Source organism: Streptomyces sp. JN8 (assembly GCF_055808075.1).
On sequence record NZ_CM147852.1, the window covers coordinates 6,352,240 to 6,372,429 of the forward strand.

The following is a 20,190-nucleotide window of genomic DNA, read 5'->3' on the forward strand; positions in this document are numbered from 1 at the left end:
CGCGTACGGGCTCAGTGCAGCAGGTCCTCCGCGCCGCCGTCCGCCGCCTCGACCTCCTCGCGGGTGATCCCCAGCAGGTACAGCACGGTGTCCAGGAACGGCACGTTCACCGCCGTGTGCGCGGCCTCGCGCACCACCGGCTTCGCGTTGAACGCCACGCCGAGACCGGCCGCGTTCAGCATGTCCAGGTCGTTCGCCCCGTCGCCGATCGCCACGGTCTGCGCCAGCGGCACCCCCGCCTCCGCCGCGAACCGGCGCAGCAGCCGCGCCTTGCCCGCCCGGTCCACGATCTCGCCGGTCACCCGCCCCGTCAGCTTCCCGTCCACGATCTCCAGGGTGTTGGCCGAGGCGAAGTCCAGCCCCAGCCGCTCCTTCAGATCGTCGGTGACCTGCGTGAACCCGCCCGACACGACCCCCACCTGGTAGCCGAGCCGCTTGAGCGTGCGGATCAGGGTCCTGGCGCCGGGCGTCATCCGCACCTCGGAGCGCACCTTGTCGACCACCGAGGCGTCGAGGCCGGCGAGCAGCTCCACGCGCGCGTGGAGCGACTGCTCGAAGTCCAGCTCGCCGCGCATCGCGGCGGCCGTCACCTCGGCGACCTGGTCCTCGCAGCCGGCGTGCGCCGCGAAGAGCTCGATCACCTCGTCCTGGATCAGGGTCGAGTCGACGTCCATGACGACGAGCCGCTGGGCCCGCCGGTGCAGCCCCGCGGAGACCACCGCCACATCCACCCCGATGCTGTGCGCCTGGGTGGCCAGGGCGGTCCGCAGCGGCTCGGTCGCGCAGCCGGACACGGCGAACTCGACGGCGGTGACCGGGTACTTCGCCAGCCGGAAGACACGGTCGATGTTGCCGCCGGCCTCCGCGATCCTGGCCGCTATGGCCGCCGTCTGCTCCGCCGTCAGCGGGTTGCCGAGCACGGTCACGTGCGAGCGCCCCTCACCGCGGGGACGGTTGTCGCCGGTCCCGGAGATGATCTCGGCCTGGAGCTTCAGCGACTCGGCCCAGCTGTGCACGGTCGCGCGGAGCTCGCCCTGCGAGGCGACGGTCGGCTCGGTGACGAGCGCGCACAGGACGAGGCGGCCGCGGGAGACCACCTGCTCGATGTCCACGACGTCGACGGAGTAGGCGGCGAGGGTGTCGAAGAGTCCCGCGGTGATCCCGGGACGGTCCTTCCCGAAGATCTTGACGAGAAGAGTGGGAACGTCTGAGGTCTGCGATGCGCTCATGGTGGTTCCACCGTATCGGGCGGCGCGCGCCCCCCGACCCCCCGTCCCGACCAGCGGACACCCGAGCCGCCCCGGGCCCGGCCGGGGGAGCGCCCCCGGCGACCCTGCGCCGGGTCTTCACGCGGCCCGACTTTCGGAGAGGGGACCGGGCCTGAAATAGTTCCCCCGGATGATTCGCATCCCTGGACTCCCCGCGACGGGGGTACATCGGGGGACAAGTAGTGGGGCATGGAGTGCCAGAACTCGTACTGGAATTGAACGGAAGGACCTGGACGCTCGATCCGTCCAGGTCGTACACCCTGGGCCGCGACCCGCAGGGCGACCTGGTCATCGACGACGCCAGGGTCTCGTGGCGCCACGCCACCATCAGCTGGGGCGGCCGCAGTTGGGTCATCGAGGACCACGGCTCGACGAACGGCACCTTCCTGCGGGGGCAGCGCGTCCACCAGGTGGAGATCGGGCCCGGCTCGGCCCTCAACCTCGGCAACGCCACCGACGGCCCCCGGCTGAATCTCGCCGCCGCCCCGTCGCAGCGACAGGCCCCGCCGGTCCAGCAGGCACCGGCCCACCAGGTCCCGGCCCACCAGGCGGCGGAGCAGGCCGCCCAGGCCGAGTGGATCACGCACCAGGCCCCGCCGCAGGCCCAGCAGCAGAACTGGCAGCAGCAGGGCCCGCAGCCCGGGCAGCCGCAGGCCGCACGGCAGCAGGTCCCGCCCCAGCAGGGCCACGGCGGCCCCGTCGAGCAGCTGGCGCAGAAGGTGCCCGGGCAGGGAGGCGGCGCCGCGGGGCCCTCGGCGGCCTACGCCGACCGCAGCCCCACCACGTTCCACCAGCTGGCCCTCGGCCACGTCATGCGCATCGGCCGTGCCCTCGAGAACGAGCTGGTCGTCTCCGACCTCCAGGTCTCGCGGCACCACGCCGAGTTCCACGCGACGCCCGACGGACGCTTCGAGATCCGCGACCTCGGCTCGCACAACGGCACGTACGTCAACGGCCAGCCGATCACCAAGGGCGGCTCCGCCCTGCTCGGCCCGCAGGACATCGTCGGCGTCGGCCACTCGACCTTCCGCCTCGTCGGCGGCCAGCTCGAGGAGTTCGTCGACACCGGCTCCGTCTCCTTCTCGGCCCGCCACCTCACGGTCACCGTCGACGGCGGCAAGCAGATCCTCAAGGACGTCTCCTTCGGCGTCCCCGAGAAGTCGCTGATCGGCGTCATCGGCCCCTCCGGCTCCGGAAAGTCCACGCTGCTCAAGGCGCTGACCGGCTACCGCCCGGCCAACGAGGGCGACGTCCTCTACGACAACCGGAGCCTCTACAAGCAGTTCGCCGAGCTGCGCCAGCGCATCGGCCTGGTCCCGCAGGACGACATCCTGCACAAGGAGCTGACCGTCCAGAAGGCGCTGCGCTACGCGGCCAAGCTCCGCTTCCCCGGCGACACCGCGACGGCCGAGCGCGAGGCCCGCATCGGCGAGGTGCTCCGCGAGCTCAAGCTCGACATCCACAAGGAGAAGAAGGTCACCTCCCTCTCCGGTGGTCAGCGCAAGCGCGTGTCGGTCGCCCTGGAGCTTCTCACCAAGCCGTCGCTGATCTTCCTGGACGAGCCGACCTCCGGCCTCGACCCGGGCATGGACCGCGACGTCATGCAGCTGCTGCGCGGTCTGGCCGACGACGGCCGCACGGTCCTCGTCGTCACCCACTCGGTGGCCGAGCTGGGCCTCTGCGACAAGCTGCTCGTCATGGCCCCCGGCGGCTCGGTGGCCTACTTCGGCCCGCCGGACGAGGCGCTGAACTTCTTCGGCTACTCCACCTGGGCCGACGTCTTCTCCGCCTTCGAGAACTACCGCGACTACGACTGGGCCGGCCGCTGGAAGGGCTCGCAGCACTACCAGCTGTACGCCGCCGACATCGACGCCGTCGCCGCGCAGCCCGTCCAGATGCCGCAGCAGGCGATGTCCAGACCGCCGAAGCCGCAGGGCTGGGGCTCCCAGCTGTGGACCCTGATCCGCCGCTACGTCTCCGTCATCGCCTCCGACGTGGGCTTCATGGCCCTGATGGTGATCCTGCCGGCGGTCCTCGGCGCGGTGTCCGTGGTCATCCCCGCCGACTTCGGCCTCGGGAAGCCCACGCCCCCGTCCCGGTTCAACGGCGACGCCGGCACGATCATGCTGATCCTCGCGGTCGGCATGTGCTTCAGCGGCGCCGCCAACTCGGTCCGTGAGCTGATCAAGGAACGGGTGATCTACGAGCGGGAGCGCGCCGTCGGCCTGTCCCGCTCCGCGTACCTGATGTCCAAGGTCATCGTCCTCGGCGTGATCACGGCCCTCCAGGGCGTGATCATCTGCGCCATCGGCTTCTCGACCCGCGCGCTGCCCGAAGAGGGCCTGCTGATGCCGCCGGCCGTCGAGCTGTGCATCCAGGTCATCGGTCTCGGCCTGACCTCGATGATGGTCGGCCTGGTCATCTCCGCCCTGGTGAAGACCGCAGAGAAGACCATGCCGCTGCTCGTCATGTTCGCGATCATCCAGGTCGTGTTCACCGGCATCCTCTTCCAGGTGTACGACTCGCCCGGCCTGGAGCAGTTCGCCTGGCTCATGCCCTCCCGCTGGGGCATCGCCGGCGCGGGCGCCACCCTGGACCTGGCCCACCTGATGCCGCCGTGGGACCAGAAGAACCCCGCCAACACCGACCCGCTGTGGGAGCACACGGTCGGCCAGTGGAGCCTCGACCTCGGCATCCAGCTGTTCATGGCGGCCGTCTGCTGCGTCGCCGTGGCGCGTCTGCTGCGCCGCCACGAGCCCGAGGTCATGCGCAAGTGATCGGCTGAGCGACCGTACGCCGAAGGGCGGCACCCCCAGTGCGGGGGGTGCCGCCCTTCGGCGTACGACAGCGGGTGACCGGGTCCGGTCAGTACGCGCTGTTGACGTTGTCGATCGAGCCGTAGCGGTCGGCCGCGTAGTTGGCGGCGGCGACGAGGTTGGCGACCGGGTCGTACTGGTCGAACTTGGTGCCGGGGATGTGGTAGGCCTTGAAGGTCGGGTAGATGACCTGCAGCAGGCCCTTCGACGGGACGCCGTTGATGGCGTTGATGTCCCAGTTGTTGATGGCCCGCGGGTTGCCGCTGGACTCCCGCATGATGTTCTTGTGCAGGCCGTTGTACGTGCCCGGGATGTTGTGCTTGTCCATGATGAACAGGGCCTCGCGGATCCAGCCGTCGAGGTTGTTCGCGAAGACGGGGGTACGGGCCACGGAACGGCTCGCGGCCGCCTTCGCCGCGGCGCGCTTCTTCGCGTCGGCCTTGGCCTTCGCGGCGGCCTTCGCCTTCGCGGCGGCCTTGGCCTGGGCGTCCGCCTTGGCCTTCGCGGCCGCGTCGGCCTTCGCCTTGGCGGCGGCCTTGGCCTTCGCCGCGGCCTCCTGCTGGGCCTTCAGACCGACGGTGGTCTGCTGCTCGGTGACGCTGGCCGCCAGGGCCTTCGCCTGGGGGCTGTTCTCGTTGTACGACCAGGCCACCTGCTGCGTACCGGAGAGAGCCTGGGGCTCGGTCTCGGTGGAGCCGTTGTGGGGCACCAGGGACAGGGTGAGCGCGGCGGCGCCCAGAGCGGCGACGCCGGCGATCGCGGCCTTGTGGGTCTTCTTCAGACCACGAGTGTGGCCAGGGGTGTTCGCAGACATAACGGACTACCTCTTCGCATCGCTGGGGGTCGTCGCACGGCCGGGGCGGCGCTGCGCCTTCATCGGCGGCGACGAGGGCAATTCTTAGCGGCCGCAAAATGCTGTGGCAAAGGTGTGACGTACGATCCCGGGTAGTGGATCAGGGGCCCGTGCACGAGCCACAGAAGCGCCCTTATGTCCGTCTCACACCACCCTGCCCCGCCCTTCCGGGGTCCACTAGGGTGGTTCGTAAGTGACCTGGGTCCTATGCGCGGGCTCACATCGGGCACGTAACGAACTGACCAGGCGTTGCGTGAGCAATGCGCAGGGTAAGTCCCCTCCTCCGCAAGGAGGACAGAACCCCCGCGACCCTCCGACCTAGGTCTCCGGTCCCCCTCCTCCGCGGTCTCCGGACGGATACGGACCGTCACGGCCCGCCGGTACGGTGAGCACATGAGCCACCGACCGAGCTCCGGCCTGGCCGCCGTGAGCACCGCGCTCCTCGCGATGAGCCGCCGTCTGGAGGTCCGCGACGTCCTCAAGACGATCGTCGCCTCCGCCCGCGAGCTGCTCGACGCCGAGTACGCGGCCCTGGGCGTCCCCGACGACCACGGGGGCTTCGCCCAGTTCGTGGTCGACGGCGTCAGCGACGAGCAGTGGAAGGCGATCGGCCCGCTGCCCCGGCAGCACGGCATCCTCGCGGCGATGCTCCACAAGGCCGAGCCCGAGCGGCTCGCCGACGTCCGGGAGGACCCCCGCTTCGAGGGCTGGCCCGACGCCCACCCCGAGATGTCCGACTTCCTCGGCCTCCCCGTCAGGGACGGGGACGAGACCCTCGGCGCCCTCTTCCTCGCCAACAAGCGCTGCGCCAAGGAGACGGGGGGCTGCGGCTTCACGGCGGAGGACGAGGAGCTCCTGTCGATCCTGGCCCAGCACGCGGCCATCGCCCTCACCAACGCGCGCCTGTACGAACGCAGCCGCGAGCTGACCATCGCCGAGGAGCGCTCCCGCCTGGCCCACGAGCTGCACGACGCCGTCAGCCAGAAGCTCTTCTCGCTCCGGCTGACCGCCCAGGCCGCCGCCGCGCTCGTGGACCGCGACCCGGCCCGCGCCAAGGGCGAGCTCCAGCAGGTGGCCGCGCTCGCCGCCGAGGCCGCCGACGAGCTCCGCGCCGCCGTCGTCGAGCTCCGCCCCGCCGCGCTCGACGAGGACGGCCTCGTCCACACCCTCCGCACCCACATCCAGGTCCTGGACCGCGCCCACACCGCCCGGGTCACCTTCGAGAGCCCCGGCACCCGGGCGCTGCCCGCCGCACAGGAGGAGGCCGTGCTCCGGGTCGCCCAGGAGGCCCTGCACAACGCCCTGCGGCACGCGGACGCCGCCCGCGTCGCCGTCGCCCTCACCCGCGCGGGCCAGGGCGCCCGGCTCACCGTCACCGACGACGGCAAGGGCTTCGACCCGCGTACGGTCCGCAGTGCGGGGCGCCACCTCGGCCTGGTCTCCATGCGGGACCGGGCGGGCGGCGTCGGCGGATCGCTCACCGTGACCTCGGCCCCCGGCGAGGGCACCACGATCGAGATGGAGGTTCCCGGTGGCTGACGGACGGATCCGTGTCCTGCTGGTCGACGACCACCAGGTGGTCCGCAGGGGACTGCGCACCTTCCTGGAGGTGCAGGACGACATAGAGGTGGTGGGGGAGGCCTCCGACGGCGCCGAGGGCGTCGCCCGGGCCGAGGAGCTCCGCCCCGACGTGGTCCTCATGGACGTGAAGATGCCGGGGACCGACGGCATCGAGGCGCTGAAGCGGCTGCGCGCGCTCGACAACCCCGCGAGGGTGCTCGTCGTCACCAGCTTCACCGAGCAGCGGACGGTGGTGCCCGCGCTGCGCGCCGGCGCCTCCGGCTACGTCTACAAGGACATCGACCCCGAGGCGCTGGCCGGCGCGATCCGCTCCGTACACGCCGGGCACGTCCTGCTCCAGCCCGAGGTCGCGGGCGCCCTGCTCGCCCAGGACGACTCCCACGGGGGCACCGGGCGCGGCTCGACCCTCACGGAGCGGGAGCGCGAGGTCCTCGGCCTGATCGCGGACGGCCGGTCCAACCGCGAGATCGCCCGCGCGCTCGTCCTCTCCGAGAAGACGGTCAAGACGCACGTCTCGAACATCCTCATGAAGCTCGACCTCGCGGACCGCACACAGGCGGCCCTCTGGGCGGTCCGCCACGGCCTCAGCACCTGACGCGCCCCCGGATGCGCCGGGCGCACGACCGTTCTGTCCTTCATACCGTCGTGTGGATGTCCCCCGTTCGGCGCAACCCGGCGGGGCGTGCCGCGTTCTCCATGGCGTGCTGCGGCTGACCGGCCGCAGCGACGACCAGGAGGATGTACCAAGTGAAGAACCTCAAGAAGGCCGCTGCCCTCACCATGGTCGCCGGCGGCATCGTCGCCGCCGGTGCCGGTGTCGCCTCCGCCCACGGCGCCGAGGCCACGGGACAGGCCCTCCACTCGCCGGGCGTCGCGTCCGGCAACCTGGTGCAGGTCCCGGTCCACGTCCCCGTGAACGTCTCCGGCAACACGGTCAACGTGATCGGCCTGCTCAACCCGGCCTTCGGCAACCACGCCCTCAACGGCTGACCGCCCGCACCGACGGACCGGCCCCCGGGGAACCTCCCCCGGGGGCCGGTCCGCGCGCTCCCTGTGCCGCCCGCCCCCGGCGCACGGACGGAGCCCCCCCGAGTCGGGCCCGCGGAGGCGGGGACGCACCCCCGCTCCTGCCGGCACCGCGCCGCTCAGGCGCGCGCCTGCCGCCGCGCCCCGGCCACTGTCCCCGTCAGAACCCCTGCTCCCGCTCCCGCTCCTCGACATACGCGTTGTACGCGGCGACCTGGGCCCGCCGCGCCACCCGCTCCACCGGCCGCAGCGCCTCGCCCCGCGCCGCCATCTCCGAGGCGCTCACCGCGCCCCCGTGCCCGTGGTCGTACGCCAGGTCCACCAGCAGCCCCACCCGCTGCGCCAGCTCCAGCACCCGCACCGCGCGCGCCGGGTAGCCCGGGGCCAGCACCTCCCGGCCCACCTCCGACCGGGCCCGGTACGCCTCGCGGGCAGCGTCCGCCGCCGGCCCCGAGGCCGCCACGTCCAGCCGGGTCAGGACCGCCGTGGCGTCCCGCAGAGCCTCCGCGAGCTCCCGCTCGGCCTCGCCGAGCGACGGCACGTCCGCCGGAGGCGCCTCCCGCACCGCGAGGCAGCGCCAGACCACCTCCACGTGGACGTCGCCGACGGGCCCCGCCTCCGAGACCTCCGGCACCAGGCCGTACGGCGCGCCGTGGCCCACCACCGCCTCCTCCGCCTCCAACGCGCGCGCGTTGAAGTCCGGCGGCCCGCTCAGCCCCAGCGGATGCCCCGGCGCGGGCAGCGCCACCCGCCACCCGGTCACCCCGAGCCGCCGCAGCCGCCCCAGCGCCAGCGTCAGCCCCACCGGCCGCGCCTCACCCGGCAGCCCCTCCACGCGGTGCACCGCGTCCTCCCCGACAATGGCCAGCGCCGCCTCGTCCGGCGACACCGCCCCGGCCAGCAGGGCGTTGCCCCAAGCGGCCAGGCGTCCTGAGCGTGGTTCCGAAAGCATTCCCCAATGCTAGGGGGAGCCCCGGGCGCACCGGGGGACTCTAAGGACGGCCTGGGGACCGGCCCGCTCCGTCGATAACGTAGGTTTTCCCCTGGACGCCGCGCCCACCGGCGCAAGGCGACGACTCGACCGCAAGGGGAGACAACGCGCTCATGAGCGATGTACTGGAGCTGGTGGACGTATCCGTGGTCCGCGACGGACGGGCTCTGGTGGACGAGGTCTCCTGGTCGGTCAAGGAGGGCGAGCGCTGGGTGATCCTCGGACCCAACGGCGCCGGCAAGACCACCCTTCTGAACATCGCCTCCAGCTACCTCTTCCCCACCAGGGGCACCGCCCGCATCCTGGGCGAGCAGCTCGGCGGCGTCGGCACGGACGTGTTCGAGCTCCGCCCCCGCATCGGCATGGCCGGCATCGCCATGGCGGAGAAGCTCCCCAAGCGCCAGACCGTCCTGCAGACCGTCCTCACCGCCGCGTACGGCATGACCGCCACCTGGAACGAGGACTACGACCCGGTCGACGAGCAGCGCGCCAAGGCCTTCCTCGACCGCCTCGGCATGAACGACTACCTCGACCGGAGGTTCGGCACCCTCTCCGAGGGAGAGCGCAAGCGCACCCTGATCGCCCGCGCCATGATGACCGACCCCGAGCTCCTCCTCCTCGACGAGCCCGCCGCGGGCCTCGACCTCGGCGGCCGCGAGGACCTGGTCCGCCGCCTCGGCCGCCTCGCCCGCGACCCGTACGCCCCCTCCATGATCATGGTCACCCACCACGTCGAGGAGATCGCGCCGGGCTTCACCCACGTCCTGATGATCCGTCAGGGCAAGGTCCTCGCGGCCGGCCCGGTCGAGATGGAACTGACCTCGCGCAACCTCTCGCACTGCTTCGGCCTGCCGCTCGTCGTCGAGCGCGTCGGCGACCGCTGGACCGCCCACGGACTGCCCCTCAAGTAGCCGACGCGGCGCCGACGTCCCGCACAGCCGTCCGCGCCCTGTCCCGGAGGACCCCACCGCCCTACCATGACCATGTGGACATCGACGCATGGGTGTGGTGGCTGATCGGCGCGGTGGGGCTCGGCATTCCGCTGGTGCTGACCGCGATGCCCGAATTCGGCATGTTCTCCGTCGGAGCGGTGGCAGGGGCGGTGACCGCGGCCCTCGGCTTCGGCGTCGTCCCCCAGGTACTCGTCTTCGTGGTCGTCTCGGTCGCGCTGATCGCGGTGGTCCGCCCGATCGCCGCCCGGCACCGCGGACCCCAGCACACCTCCGGGGTGGACGCCCTGAAGGGGCGTCAGGCGGTCGTGCTGGAACGGGTCGACGCGTCCGGCGGCGGCCGCATCAAGCTCGCGGGGGAGATCTGGTCCGCCCGCGCGCTCGACTCCGACCAGACCTTCGAACCGGGCCGGCAGGTCGACGTCGTGGACATCGACGGGGCCACCGCCGTCGTCATGTGACCGAACCTCACCCATGACGCCCGGTCATCTGGGAAACTCGATCATCGAAAGCCACCCGGCAGTCAACCGGCAGCGAAGGGCACGGGGAACACGATGTCAGCAGTCATCATCGTCCTGATCATTCTGGTGGTGCTCGTCTTCATCGCCCTGATCAAGACGATCCAGGTCATCCCGCAGGCGAGCGCGGCGATCGTGGAGCGCTTCGGCCGCTACACCCGCACGCTCAACGCAGGACTGAACATCGTCGTCCCGTTCATCGACTCCATCCGCAACCGGATCGACCTCCGCGAGCAGGTCGTCCCGTTCCCGCCGCAGCCGGTGATCACCCAGGACAACCTCGTCGTCAACATCGACACGGTCATCTACTACCAGGTCACCGACGCGAGGGCCGCGACCTACGAGGTCGCCAGCTACATCCAGGCGATCGAGCAGCTCACCGTCACCACCCTCCGCAACATCATCGGCGGCATGGACCTGGAGCGGACCCTGACCTCCCGCGAGGAGATCAACGCGGCCCTCCGCGGCGTCCTCGACGAGGCAACCGGCAAGTGGGGCATCCGCGTCAACCGCGTCGAGCTCAAGGCCATCGAGCCGCCGACCTCCATCCAGGACTCGATGGAGAAGCAGATGCGCGCCGAGCGCGACAAGCGCGCCGCCATCCTCACCGCCGAGGGCACCCGCCAGTCCGCCATCCTCACCGCCGAGGGCGAGAAGCAGTCCGCGATCCTGCGCGCCGAGGGCGAGTCCAAGGCGGCCGCCCTCCGCGCCGAGGGCGAGGCCCAGGCCGTCCGCACGGTCTTCGAGGCCATCCACGCCGGCGACCCGGACCAGAAGCTGCTCTCCTACCAGTACCTCCAGATGCTCCCGAAGATCGCCGAGGGCGACGCCAACAAGCTCTGGATCGTGCCCAGCGAGATCGGCGACGCACTCAAGGGCCTCTCGGGCGCCTTCGGCAACAAGGACGGCAGCGTTCCCGGCTTCAACACCAAGACGGTCGGGGCCCAGCGACGGGACGAACCCCCGGTTGACTGACACGTACACGTAATCTTCGTGCATGATCGGTGCGAGCCCCTCGACCCTGACGGCCTCAGGGCGGGGAGGCGACTCACTGACCATGTAAGGAGATGGCGTTGTCCATCTGGGAAGCCCTGGCAGTCTTCGCCGCCGGCATCGGCGCCGGCACCATCAACACCATCGTCGGATCGGGAACGCTCCTCACGTTCCCGGTCCTCCTCGCGACCGGACTCCCCCCGATCACCGCGAACGTCTCCAACGCCCTGGGACTCGTCCCCGGCTCCATCAGCGGAGCCATCGGCTACCGCGCCGAACTCAAGGGCCAGAAGCACCGCGTCATCCGCCTCGGCGCCGCCGCCCTCGTCGGCGGCCTGATCGGCGCGATCCTGCTCCTCGCCCTGCCGTCCGACGCCTTCGACGCGATCGTCCCCGTCCTCATCGGCCTCGCGCTCGTCCTGGTCGTCCTCCAGCCCCGCATCGCCGCGGCCGTCAAGCGCCGCCGCGAGCAGACCGGCACCGAGGCCCACCCCGACGGAGGCCCCGCACTCCTCGTCGGCCTCCTCCTCGCCAGCATGTACGGCGGGTACTTCGGCGCCGCCCAGGGCGTGCTCTACCTCTCCCTCATGGGGCTGCTGCTCCACGACACCCTGCAGCGGATCAATGCCGTCAAGAACATCCTCGGCGCCCTCGTCAACGGCGTCGCCGCCGTCTTCTTCCTCTTCGTCGCCGAGTTCGACTGGACGGCCGTCCTGCTCATCGCCGTCGGCTCCACCATCGGCGGCCAGATCGGCGCCGAGGTGGGCCGCAGACTGCCCCCCACGGTCCTGCGCGGGGTGATCATCGCCGTCGGCGTCGTCGCCATCCTCCAGCTGACACTCCGCTAGCCCGGCCCGCCGGACACGACGGAGGGCCTGCCTCCCCCTCACCAGGGGGAGGCAGGCCCTCCGCACGAAGCTCACACCCGAGCGCCACGCCCCCGGGACCGCGTCACGCGGCGGCCTTCGCGAGCCACTCCGGAAGCTCCGCCCGCTCGCTCGCCCGCATCGCCAGCAGCATCGCGTCCGCGGGCGTCGGCTCGAACGGCTGGAACAGCAGCGGCATCCCCGCCTGCTCCGGCGTCCGCGCCGCCTTGCGGTGGTTGTCCTCGGCACAGGAGGCGACCGTGTTCAACCAGGTGTCCCCACCGCCCTGGGCACGCGGCACCACGTGGTCGACCGTCGTCGCCCGCCGCCCGCAGTAGGCGCACCGGTGCTGGTCCCGCACCAGCACCCCCCTCCTCGACCACGGTGCCTGTCTTCGGAACGGCACCCGTACGTACCGGCAGAGCCTGATCACCCGCGGCACCGGGAGGTCGACGGCCGCACCGCGGACCCGGAGATCGGGATGGGCGTGCTCGACGACGGCCTTGTCCGTCAGGACAAGCACCACCGCACGGTTGAGAGAGACCGTCGACAGCGGCTCGAAGCTCGCGTTGAGTACCAGCGTGTCCCGCATTGTGCCCACCTCCCGTGTGCAGGCCCGGCCCCGGACGGGGCGGTGAAGCCTGGATCAACGATGGCCGGGCCGGCCGGGGTCGGACAACGCAATATTTCCCGCGCAACAAAAGATGCCCGCTTCTGATCTCTCCAAGACCAGAAGCGGGCAAACAACAAACGAACGATCAGCCCGTCGCGGGAGCCGTGTACTCACCGACCAACTGGGCGCGCCCCAGCGTGTGGAAACGCAGGTTGAACCCCACCACCGCCGGCGACACGTCACCGTCCGGACCGAGCTTCTCGCTGTCCACCGCGTACACCGTGAACACGTACCGGTGCTCCTCACCCGCCGGGGGAGCGGCACCGCCGAAGTCCTTCGAGCCGTAGTCGTTCCGGACGTGCACGACCCCGTCCGGCAGCCCCGCGAACGCACCCGACCCGGCACCGGCGGGCAGCTCGGTCACCGACGCCGGGATGTCGAACAGCACCCAGTGCCAGAACCCGCTGCCCGTCGGGGCATCCGGATCGAAGCAGGTCACGGCGAAGCTCTTCGTCTCCGCCGGGAACCCCTCCCAGCGCAGGTGCGGCGAGGTGTTCCCCTCCGCGTACACCTGGGCGTCCTTCAGGACCCCGCCCGGCGCGATGTCGTCGCTCACCACGGTGAACGCCGCCACCGGCGGATGGAAGTCATGGGGGAGCGGCGCCCTCTTGCCCTCGGACACGTCGAAACCTCCGTATCGCGCGTACTGCCTCAGCAGCCTTTCGTGGCCGAGCCTAGAGCCAGTTGCGACGGCCGCCGACCTCGGCGAGCCACTGGTTCAGGTACGCCGCCCAGTCGGTGGCGTGGAAGTCGTGCAGACCCACCTTGAAGGCACGGAACGAGTCGCTGCCCTCACCGAACAGACCCGGCTTCTTGTCCATCTCCAGGACGACGTCCATCTCGCGGTCGTCCGCGACGAAGCTGACCTCGACCTGGTTCAGCCCCCGGTACTGCTGCGGCGCGAAGAACTCGATCTCCTGGTAGAAGGGCAGCTTCTGCCGCGTGCCGCGGATGTGCCCGCGCTCCATGTCCGCGCTCTTGAAGCGGAAGCCCAGCTGGAGGAAGGCGTCGAGGATCGCCTGCTGCGCCGGCAGCGGGTGCACGTTGACCGGGTCGAGGTCACCGGAGTCCACGGCGCGGGCGATCTCCAGCTCGGTCGTCACACCGATGTTCATCCCCCGGAGCTGCTGACCCGAGACGGCCGTCACCGGGGTCTCCCACGGGATCTCCAGACCGAACGGCACCACGTGCACCGCGCCGGCCTTCACCTCGAAGGCACCGCCCAGCCGGACCTTGACGAACTCGATGTCCTGCTTGTGCTCCTGGTCGCCGCCCTCGACCTCGACCCGCGCCTGCAGACCGACCGAGAGGCCCTCGATCTGCTGGTCGACGCTGCCGCCCTGGATGCGGACCTCACCCTGGACGACACCGCCCGGAACCACGTTCTCCTCGGTGAGCACCGTCTCCACGGTCGCCCCGCCGGCACCCAGGCTCGCGAGCAGCTTCTTGAATCCCATGACCTTCACTCCTTCTCAGTCCTGACCCCTACATACGCGCGACGACCGTAGTCGGTTCCCCGCCGGACCCCCACTACGCTCGTGCGCCATGAGCGAGAGTCCCGACCGTACGCCGCTCCCGCGGGCCTTCTTCGACCGCCCGGTCCTGGACGTCGCCCCCGACCTCCTCGGCCGCGTCCTCGTCCGCAGCTCCCCCGAGGGCCCGATGGAACTGCGCCTCACGGAGGTGGAGGCGTACGCCGGGGAGATCGACCCCGGCTCGCACGCCTTCCGCGGCCGCACGGCGCGCAACGCCGTCATGTTCGGCCCGCCCGGACACGCGTACGTCTACTTCACCTACGGGATGTGGCACTGCCTGAACCTGGTCTGCGGCCCCGAGGGACGGGCCGGCGGGGTACTGCTGCGCGCGGGCGAGATCCTGGAGGGCGCCGACCGCGCCCGCCCCCGGCGCCGCTCGGCCCGGACCGACCACGAGCTGGCCAAGGGGCCCGCCCGCCTGGCCACGGCCCTCGACGTCGGGCTCTCCCTCAACGGCACCGACGCCTGCGCCGGTCCGGACGCCCCCCTGTCCCTCCTCACGGGCAGGCCGCCGGCGCCCGGCCTGGTGCGGAGCGGCCCCCGTACGGGAGTCGGGGGCGAAGGCGCCCCGCACCCCTGGCGCTTCTGGATCGACGGCGACCCGACGGTCAGTCCGTATCGCCCCCACACGCCCCGGAAACGTCGGCTTGACTCGGATCGCCCGACCGCCTAATGTGGCCCGAGCAGCTGGTTACGGGCCTGCTTGTTCAAGCACCCCGCAGCGGCCACCCACTACTCTCGATGATTCCCCAGCAGGGGCTTATTTCGGCATGCCGGAATTCGAATTCGATTGACTCGATTATGAGTCGCCGAGGAAATCAGCTAACGTAGTGGACACGCCGAAAGGCAAAGGCAGCCAACAGGCCACCGGAAACAAACTCCGAACCGGAAACGGAACGGAAAAGGATCTGGTAAGGTTGGAAACACGAAGGGAAAGCCCGGAGGAAAGCCCGAGAGGGTGAGTACGAAGGAAGCGTCCGTTCCTTGAGAACTCAACAGCGTGCCAAAAATCAACGCCAGATTAGTTGATACCCCGTCCATCTTCGGATGGCGAGGTTCCTTTGAAAGTCCTGCCGGCCCTTGTGGTTGGTAGGCGACATACACAGCGAGGACGCTGTGGACGGTCGGCCACATTCCGGCATGACCGTCCCGCTCAACGCGAGTGTGCAACCGGATATCCGGTAAACATTCACGGAGAGTTTGATCCTGGCTCAGGACGAACGCTGGCGGCGTGCTTAACACATGCAAGTCGAACGATGAAGCCCTTCGGGGTGGATTAGTGGCGAACGGGTGAGTAACACGTGGGCAATCTGCCCTTCACTCTGGGACAAGCCCTGGAAACGGGGTCTAATACCGGATAACACCGGCTTCCGCATGGGGGCTGGTTGAAAGCTCCGGCGGTGAAGGATGAGCCCGCGGCCTATCAGCTTGTTGGTGGGGTAATGGCCTACCAAGGCGACGACGGGTAGCCGGCCTGAGAGGGCGACCGGCCACACTGGGACTGAGACACGGCCCAGACTCCTACGGGAGGCAGCAGTGGGGAATATTGCACAATGGGCGAAAGCCTGATGCAGCGACGCCGCGTGAGGGATGACGGCCTTCGGGTTGTAAACCTCTTTCAGCAGGGAAGAAGCGAAAGTGACGGTACCTGCAGAAGAAGCGCCGGCTAACTACGTGCCAGCAGCCGCGGTAATACGTAGGGCGCAAGCGTTGTCCGGAATTATTGGGCGTAAAGAGCTCGTAGGCGGCTTGTCACGTCGGGTGTGAAAGCCCGGGGCTTAACCCCGGGTCTGCATCCGATACGGGCAGGCTAGAGTGTGGTAGGGGAGATCGGAATTCCTGGTGTAGCGGTGAAATGCGCAGATATCAGGAGGAACACCGGTGGCGAAGGCGGATCTCTGGGCCATTACTGACGCTGAGGAGCGAAAGCGTGGGGAGCGAACAGGATTAGATACCCTGGTAGTCCACGCCGTAAACGTTGGGAACTAGGTGTTGGCGACATTCCACGTCGTCGGTGCCGCAGCTAACGCATTAAGTTCCCCGCCTGGGGAGTACGGCCGCAAGGCTAAAACTCAAAGGAATTGACGGGGGCCCGCACAAGCAGCGGAGCATGTGGCTTAATTCGACGCAACGCGAAGAACCTTACCAAGGCTTGACATATACCGGAAAGCATTAGAGATAGTGCCCCCCTTGTGGTCGGTATACAGGTGGTGCATGGCTGTCGTCAGCTCGTGTCGTGAGATGTTGGGTTAAGTCCCGCAACGAGCGCAACCCTTGTCCTGTGTTGCCAGCATGCCCTTCGGGGTGATGGGGACTCACAGGAGACCGCCGGGGTCAACTCGGAGGAAGGTGGGGACGACGTCAAGTCATCATGCCCCTTATGTCTTGGGCTGCACACGTGCTACAATGGCCGGTACAAAGAGCTGCGATGCCGCGAGGCGGAGCGAATCTCAAAAAGCCGGTCTCAGTTCGGATTGGGGTCTGCAACTCGACCCCATGAAGTCGGAGTTGCTAGTAATCGCAGATCAGCATTGCTGCGGTGAATACGTTCCCGGGCCTTGTACACACCGCCCGTCACGTCACGAAAGTCGGTAACACCCGAAGCCGGTGGCCCAACCCCTTGTGGGAGGGAGCTGTCGAAGGTGGGACTGGCGATTGGGACGAAGTCGTAACAAGGTAGCCGTACCGGAAGGTGCGGCTGGATCACCTCCTTTCTAAGGAGCACAGTACCGATTGCAGGCAAACGTTCTGCACGGTCAGCTCATGGGTGGAACGTTGATTAGTTGGCACAGTCTTGATCCGAGTGACCGTGAGTACTGCTTCGGCGTGGAAAACGAGATTCGAGGAACGGACTGTGCTTGGCACGTTGTTGGGTGTCTGAGGGTACGGCCGGCTGGTCGTCCTTCAAGATTCCGGCCCCAGTGAACTTGGCTTGTTAAGTCAGGGTGATGGGTGGCTGGTCGTTGTTTGAGAACTACACAGTGGACGCGAGCATCTGTGGCCAAGTTTTTAAGGGCGCACGGTGGATGCCTTGGCACCAGGAACCGATGAAGGACGTGGGAGGCCACGATAGTCCCCGGGGAGCCGTCAACCAGGCTTTGATCCGGGGGTTTCCGAATGGGGAAACCCGGCAGTCGTCATGGGCTGTCACCCATGCCTGAACACATAGGGCATGTGGAGGGAACGAGGGGAAGTGAAACATCTCAGTACCCTCAGGAAGAGAAAACAACCGTGATTCCGGGAGTAGTGGCGAGCGAAACCGGATGAGGCCAAACCGTATGCGTGTGATACCCGGCAGGGGTTGCGCATGCGGGGTTGTGGGATCTCTCTTCTGTCGTCTGCCGGCGACAGGACGAGTCAGAAACCGTATGGATAGGCGAAGGACATGCGAAAGGTCCGGCGTAGAGGGTAAGACCCCCGTAGCTGAAATTCATGCGGCTCGTTTGAGAGACACCCAAGTAGCACGGGGCCCGAGAAATCCCGTGTGAATCTGGCGGGACCACCCGCTAAGCCTAAATATTCCCTGGTGACCGATAGCGGATAGTACCGTGAGGGAATGGTGAAAAGTACCGCGGGAGCGGAGTGAAATAGTACCTGAAACCGTGTGCCTACAAGCCGTGGGAGCGTCGCATACAGCTTGCTGTATGTCGTGACTGCGTGCCTTTTGAAGAATGAGCCTGCGAGTTTGCGGTGCGTTGCGAGGTTAACCCGTGTGGGGAAGCCGTAGCGAAAGCGAGTCCGAATAGGGCGATTCAGTAGCGCGCTCAAGACCCGAAGCGGAGTGATCTAGCCATGGGCAGGTTGAAGCGGAGGTAAGACTTCGTGGAGGACCGAACCCACCAGGGTTGAAAACCTGGGGGATGACCTGTGGTTAGGGGTGAAAGGCCAATCAAACTCCGTGATAGCTGGTTCTCCCCGAAATGCATTTAGGTGCAGCGTCGTGTGTTTCTTGCCGGAGGTAGAGCACTGGATAGGCGATGGGCCCTACCGGGTTACTGACCTTAGCCAAACTCCGAATGCCGGTAAGTGAGAGCACGGCAGTGAGACTGTGGGGGATAAGCTCCATGGTCGAGAGGGAAACAGCCCAGAGCATCGACTAAGGCCCCTAAGCGTACGCTAAGTGGGAAAGGATGTGGAGTCGCAGAGACAACCAGGAGGTTGGCTTAGAAGCAGCCACCCTTGAAAGAGTGCGTAATAGCTCACTGGTCAAGTGATTCCGCGCCGACAATGTAGCGGGGCTCAAGCGTACCGCCGAAGTCGTGTCATTGCAGCGTTAAGCCCCAACGGGTGTTGTGATGGGTAGGGGAGCGTCGTGTGCCGGGTGAAGCAGCCGCGGAAGCGAGTTGTGGACGGTTCACGAGTGAGAATGCAGGCATGAGTAGCGATACACACGTGAGAAACGTGTGCGCCGATTGACTAAGGGTTCCTGGGTCAAGCTGATCTGCCCAGGGTAAGTCGGGACCTAAGGCGAGGCCGACAGGCGTAGTCGATGGACAACCGGTTGATATTCCGGTACCCGCTTTGAAACGCCCAATATCGAGCCCATTAATGCTAAGGCCGTGAAGCCGTTCCGGACCCTTCGGGGAATGGAAAGTGGTGGAGCCGTCGACCCAAGGTGGTAGTAGGTAAGCGATGGGGTGACGCAGGAAGGTAGTCCAGCCCGGGCGGTGGTTGTCCCGGGGTAAGGGTGTAGGCCGTGTGATAGGCAAATCCGTCACACATTAAGGCTGAGACCTGATGCCGAGCCGATTGTGGTGAAGTGGATGATCCTATGCTGTCGAGAAAAGCCTCTAGCGAGTTTCATGGCGGCCCGTACCCTAAACCGACTCAGGTGGTCAGGTAGAGAATACCGAGGCGTTCGGGTGAACTATGGTTAAGGAACTCGGCAAAATGCCCCCGTAACTTCGGGAGAAGGGGGGCCATCACTGGTGATCGGATTTACTCCGTGAGCTGGGGGTGGCCGCAGAGACCAGCGAGAAGCGACTGTTTACTAAAAACACAGGTCCGTGCGAAGCCGTAAGGCGATGTATACGGACTGACGCCTGCCCGGTGCTGGAACGTTAAGGGGACCGGTTAGCTCTGTTTCGACAGGGCGAAGCTGAGAACTTAAGCGCCAGTAAACGGCGGTGGTAACTATAACCATCCTAAGGTAGCGAAATTCCTTGTCGGGTAAGTTCCGACCTGCACGAATGGCGTAACGACTTCTCGACTGTCTCAACCATAGGCCCGGTGAAATTGCACTACGAGTAAAGATGCTCGTTTCGCGCAGCAGGACGGAAAGACCCCGGGACCTTTACTACAGTTTGATATTGGTGTTCGGTTCGGCTTGTGTAGGATAGGTGGGAGACTTTGAAGCCGTGACGCCAGTCATGGTGGAGTCGCCGTTGAAATACCACTCTGGTCGTGCTGGATGTCTAACCTCGGTCCGTGATCCGGATCAGGGACAGTGTCTGATGGGTAGTTTAACTGGGGCGGTTGCCTCCCAAAGGGTAACGGAGGCGCCCAAAGGTTCCCTCAGCCTGGTTGGCAATCAGGTGTTGAGTGTAAGTGCACAAGGGAGCTTGACTGTGAGACCGACGGGTCGAGCAGGGACGAAAGTCGGGACTAGTGATCCGGCGGTGGCTTGTGGAAGCGCCGTCGCTCAACGGATAAAAGGTACCCCGGGGATAACAGGCTGATCTTCCCCAAGAGTCCATATCGACGGGATGGTTTGGCACCTCGATGTCGGCTCGTCGCATCCTGGGGCTGGAGTCGGTCCCAAGGGTTGGGCTGTTCGCCCATTAAAGCGGTACGCGAGCTGGGTTTAGAACGTCGTGAGACAGTTCGGTCCCTATCCGCTGTGCGCGTAGGAATATTGAGAAGGGCTGTCCCTAGTACGAGAGGACCGGGACGGACGAACCTCTGGTGTGCCAGTTGTCCTGCCAAGGGCATGGCTGGTTGGCTACGTTCGGGAGGGATAACCGCTGAAAGCATCTAAGCGGGAAGCCTGCTTCGAGATGAGTATTCCCACCTCCTTGAGAGGGTAAGGCTCCCAGTAGACGACTGGGTTGATAGGCCGGATGTGGAAGCCCAGTAATGGGTGGAGCTGACCGGTACTAATAGGCCGAGGGCTTGTCCTCA

The 20,190-nt window shown here is 67.6% G+C and carries 15 protein-coding genes and 2 rRNA genes; 11 read left to right on the plus strand and 6 right to left on the minus strand.

What is annotated here, in order from left to right:
• Positions 1–11: 11 nt before the first annotated feature.
• The gene (gene serB, locus ACY0MR_RS28005) at positions 12–1,229 is read right to left on the minus strand and encodes a phosphoserine phosphatase SerB (protein WP_361860641.1); all 1,218 of its coding nucleotides are present in this window, start codon (positions 1,227–1,229) and stop codon (positions 12–14) included.
• A gap of 221 nt (positions 1,230–1,450) precedes the next feature.
• Between serB and ACY0MR_RS28010 the strand changes: the two genes are divergently transcribed.
• Positions 1,451–4,045, plus strand: coding sequence for an ABC transporter ATP-binding protein/permease (locus ACY0MR_RS28010; RefSeq protein WP_388807243.1), 2,595 nt, complete (start codon positions 1,451–1,453; stop codon positions 4,043–4,045).
• Between the two features lie 88 nt (positions 4,046–4,133).
• Here the strand turns inward: ACY0MR_RS28010 and ACY0MR_RS28015 are convergent, their stop codons facing one another.
• Positions 4,134–4,898: a transglycosylase SLT domain-containing protein gene (locus ACY0MR_RS28015; protein WP_392862842.1), complete on the minus strand. Its 765-nt coding sequence runs from the start codon at positions 4,896–4,898 to the stop codon at positions 4,134–4,136.
• Between the two features lie 432 nt (positions 4,899–5,330).
• Between ACY0MR_RS28015 and ACY0MR_RS28020 the strand changes: the two genes are divergently transcribed.
• The 3 genes from ACY0MR_RS28020 (at position 5,331) to ACY0MR_RS28030 (ending at position 7,508) form a co-directional block, all read left to right on the plus strand.
• On the plus strand, positions 5,331–6,476 hold the full coding sequence (locus ACY0MR_RS28020; RefSeq protein WP_361860632.1) for a GAF domain-containing sensor histidine kinase: 1,146 nt from the start codon (positions 5,331–5,333) through the stop codon (positions 6,474–6,476).
• Positions 6,469–7,113 (plus strand): response regulator transcription factor, encoded by a 645-nt coding sequence (locus ACY0MR_RS28025; RefSeq protein ID WP_361860629.1) that lies wholly within the window; start codon positions 6,469–6,471, stop codon positions 7,111–7,113. Before ACY0MR_RS28020 ends, ACY0MR_RS28025 begins: the two co-directional genes overlap by 8 nt.
• 152 nt (positions 7,114–7,265) lie before the next feature.
• The gene (locus ACY0MR_RS28030) at positions 7,266–7,508 is read left to right on the plus strand and encodes a chaplin (protein ID WP_361860627.1); all 243 of its coding nucleotides are present in this window, start codon (positions 7,266–7,268) and stop codon (positions 7,506–7,508) included.
• Positions 7,509–7,704: 196 nt separating this feature from the next.
• Here the strand turns inward: ACY0MR_RS28030 and ACY0MR_RS28035 are convergent, their stop codons facing one another.
• Positions 7,705–8,496: a hypothetical protein gene (locus tag ACY0MR_RS28035; protein WP_341624462.1), complete on the minus strand. Its 792-nt coding sequence runs from the start codon at positions 8,494–8,496 to the stop codon at positions 7,705–7,707.
• A 152-nt stretch (positions 8,497–8,648) separates the two neighbouring features.
• Here ACY0MR_RS28035 and ACY0MR_RS28040 point away from each other — a divergent pair, with 152 nt between their 5' ends.
• From ACY0MR_RS28040 to ACY0MR_RS28055, 4 genes are all read left to right on the plus strand, one after another.
• Complete coding sequence (locus ACY0MR_RS28040; RefSeq protein ID WP_361860748.1) at positions 8,649–9,446, plus strand: ABC transporter ATP-binding protein; 798 nt, start codon at positions 8,649–8,651, stop codon at positions 9,444–9,446.
• Between the two features lie 74 nt (positions 9,447–9,520).
• Positions 9,521–9,946, plus strand: coding sequence for an NfeD family protein (locus ACY0MR_RS28045; RefSeq protein ID WP_388807234.1), 426 nt, complete (start codon positions 9,521–9,523; stop codon positions 9,944–9,946).
• Positions 9,947–10,039: 93 nt separating this feature from the next.
• The gene (locus ACY0MR_RS28050; RefSeq protein WP_148004710.1) at positions 10,040–10,978 is read left to right on the plus strand and encodes an SPFH domain-containing protein; all 939 of its coding nucleotides are present in this window, start codon (positions 10,040–10,042) and stop codon (positions 10,976–10,978) included.
• A 92-nt stretch (positions 10,979–11,070) separates the two neighbouring features.
• Positions 11,071–11,844, plus strand: a complete 774-nt coding sequence (locus ACY0MR_RS28055) for a sulfite exporter TauE/SafE family protein (protein ID WP_473556051.1) — start codon at positions 11,071–11,073, stop codon at positions 11,842–11,844.
• A 103-nt stretch (positions 11,845–11,947) separates the two neighbouring features.
• Here the strand turns inward: ACY0MR_RS28055 and ACY0MR_RS28060 are convergent, their stop codons facing one another.
• From ACY0MR_RS28060 to ACY0MR_RS28070, 3 genes are all read right to left on the minus strand, one after another.
• Positions 11,948–12,454, minus strand: coding sequence for an HNH endonuclease (locus tag ACY0MR_RS28060; protein ID WP_361860736.1), 507 nt, complete (start codon positions 12,452–12,454; stop codon positions 11,948–11,950).
• A gap of 166 nt (positions 12,455–12,620) precedes the next feature.
• Complete coding sequence (locus ACY0MR_RS28065; protein WP_388807230.1) at positions 12,621–13,157, minus strand: YbhB/YbcL family Raf kinase inhibitor-like protein; 537 nt, start codon at positions 13,155–13,157, stop codon at positions 12,621–12,623.
• A gap of 52 nt (positions 13,158–13,209) precedes the next feature.
• The gene (locus tag ACY0MR_RS28070) at positions 13,210–13,992 is read right to left on the minus strand and encodes a sporulation protein (RefSeq protein ID WP_361860730.1); all 783 of its coding nucleotides are present in this window, start codon (positions 13,990–13,992) and stop codon (positions 13,210–13,212) included.
• A gap of 88 nt (positions 13,993–14,080) precedes the next feature.
• On the opposite strand from ACY0MR_RS28070, the gene ACY0MR_RS28075 reads away from it, so the two are divergent.
• From ACY0MR_RS28075 to ACY0MR_RS28085, 3 genes are all read left to right on the plus strand, one after another.
• Positions 14,081–14,743, plus strand: a complete 663-nt coding sequence (locus tag ACY0MR_RS28075) for a DNA-3-methyladenine glycosylase (RefSeq protein ID WP_388807228.1) — start codon at positions 14,081–14,083, stop codon at positions 14,741–14,743.
• Between the two features lie 515 nt (positions 14,744–15,258).
• Positions 15,259–16,784, plus strand: a 16S ribosomal RNA gene (locus ACY0MR_RS28080).
• 285 nt (positions 16,785–17,069) lie between these two features.
• A 23S ribosomal RNA gene (locus ACY0MR_RS28085) occupies positions 17,070–20,189 on the plus strand.
• The 16S and 23S rRNA genes sit together here, the layout of an rRNA operon.
• The last annotated feature ends 1 nt before the right edge of the window (position 20,190 follow it).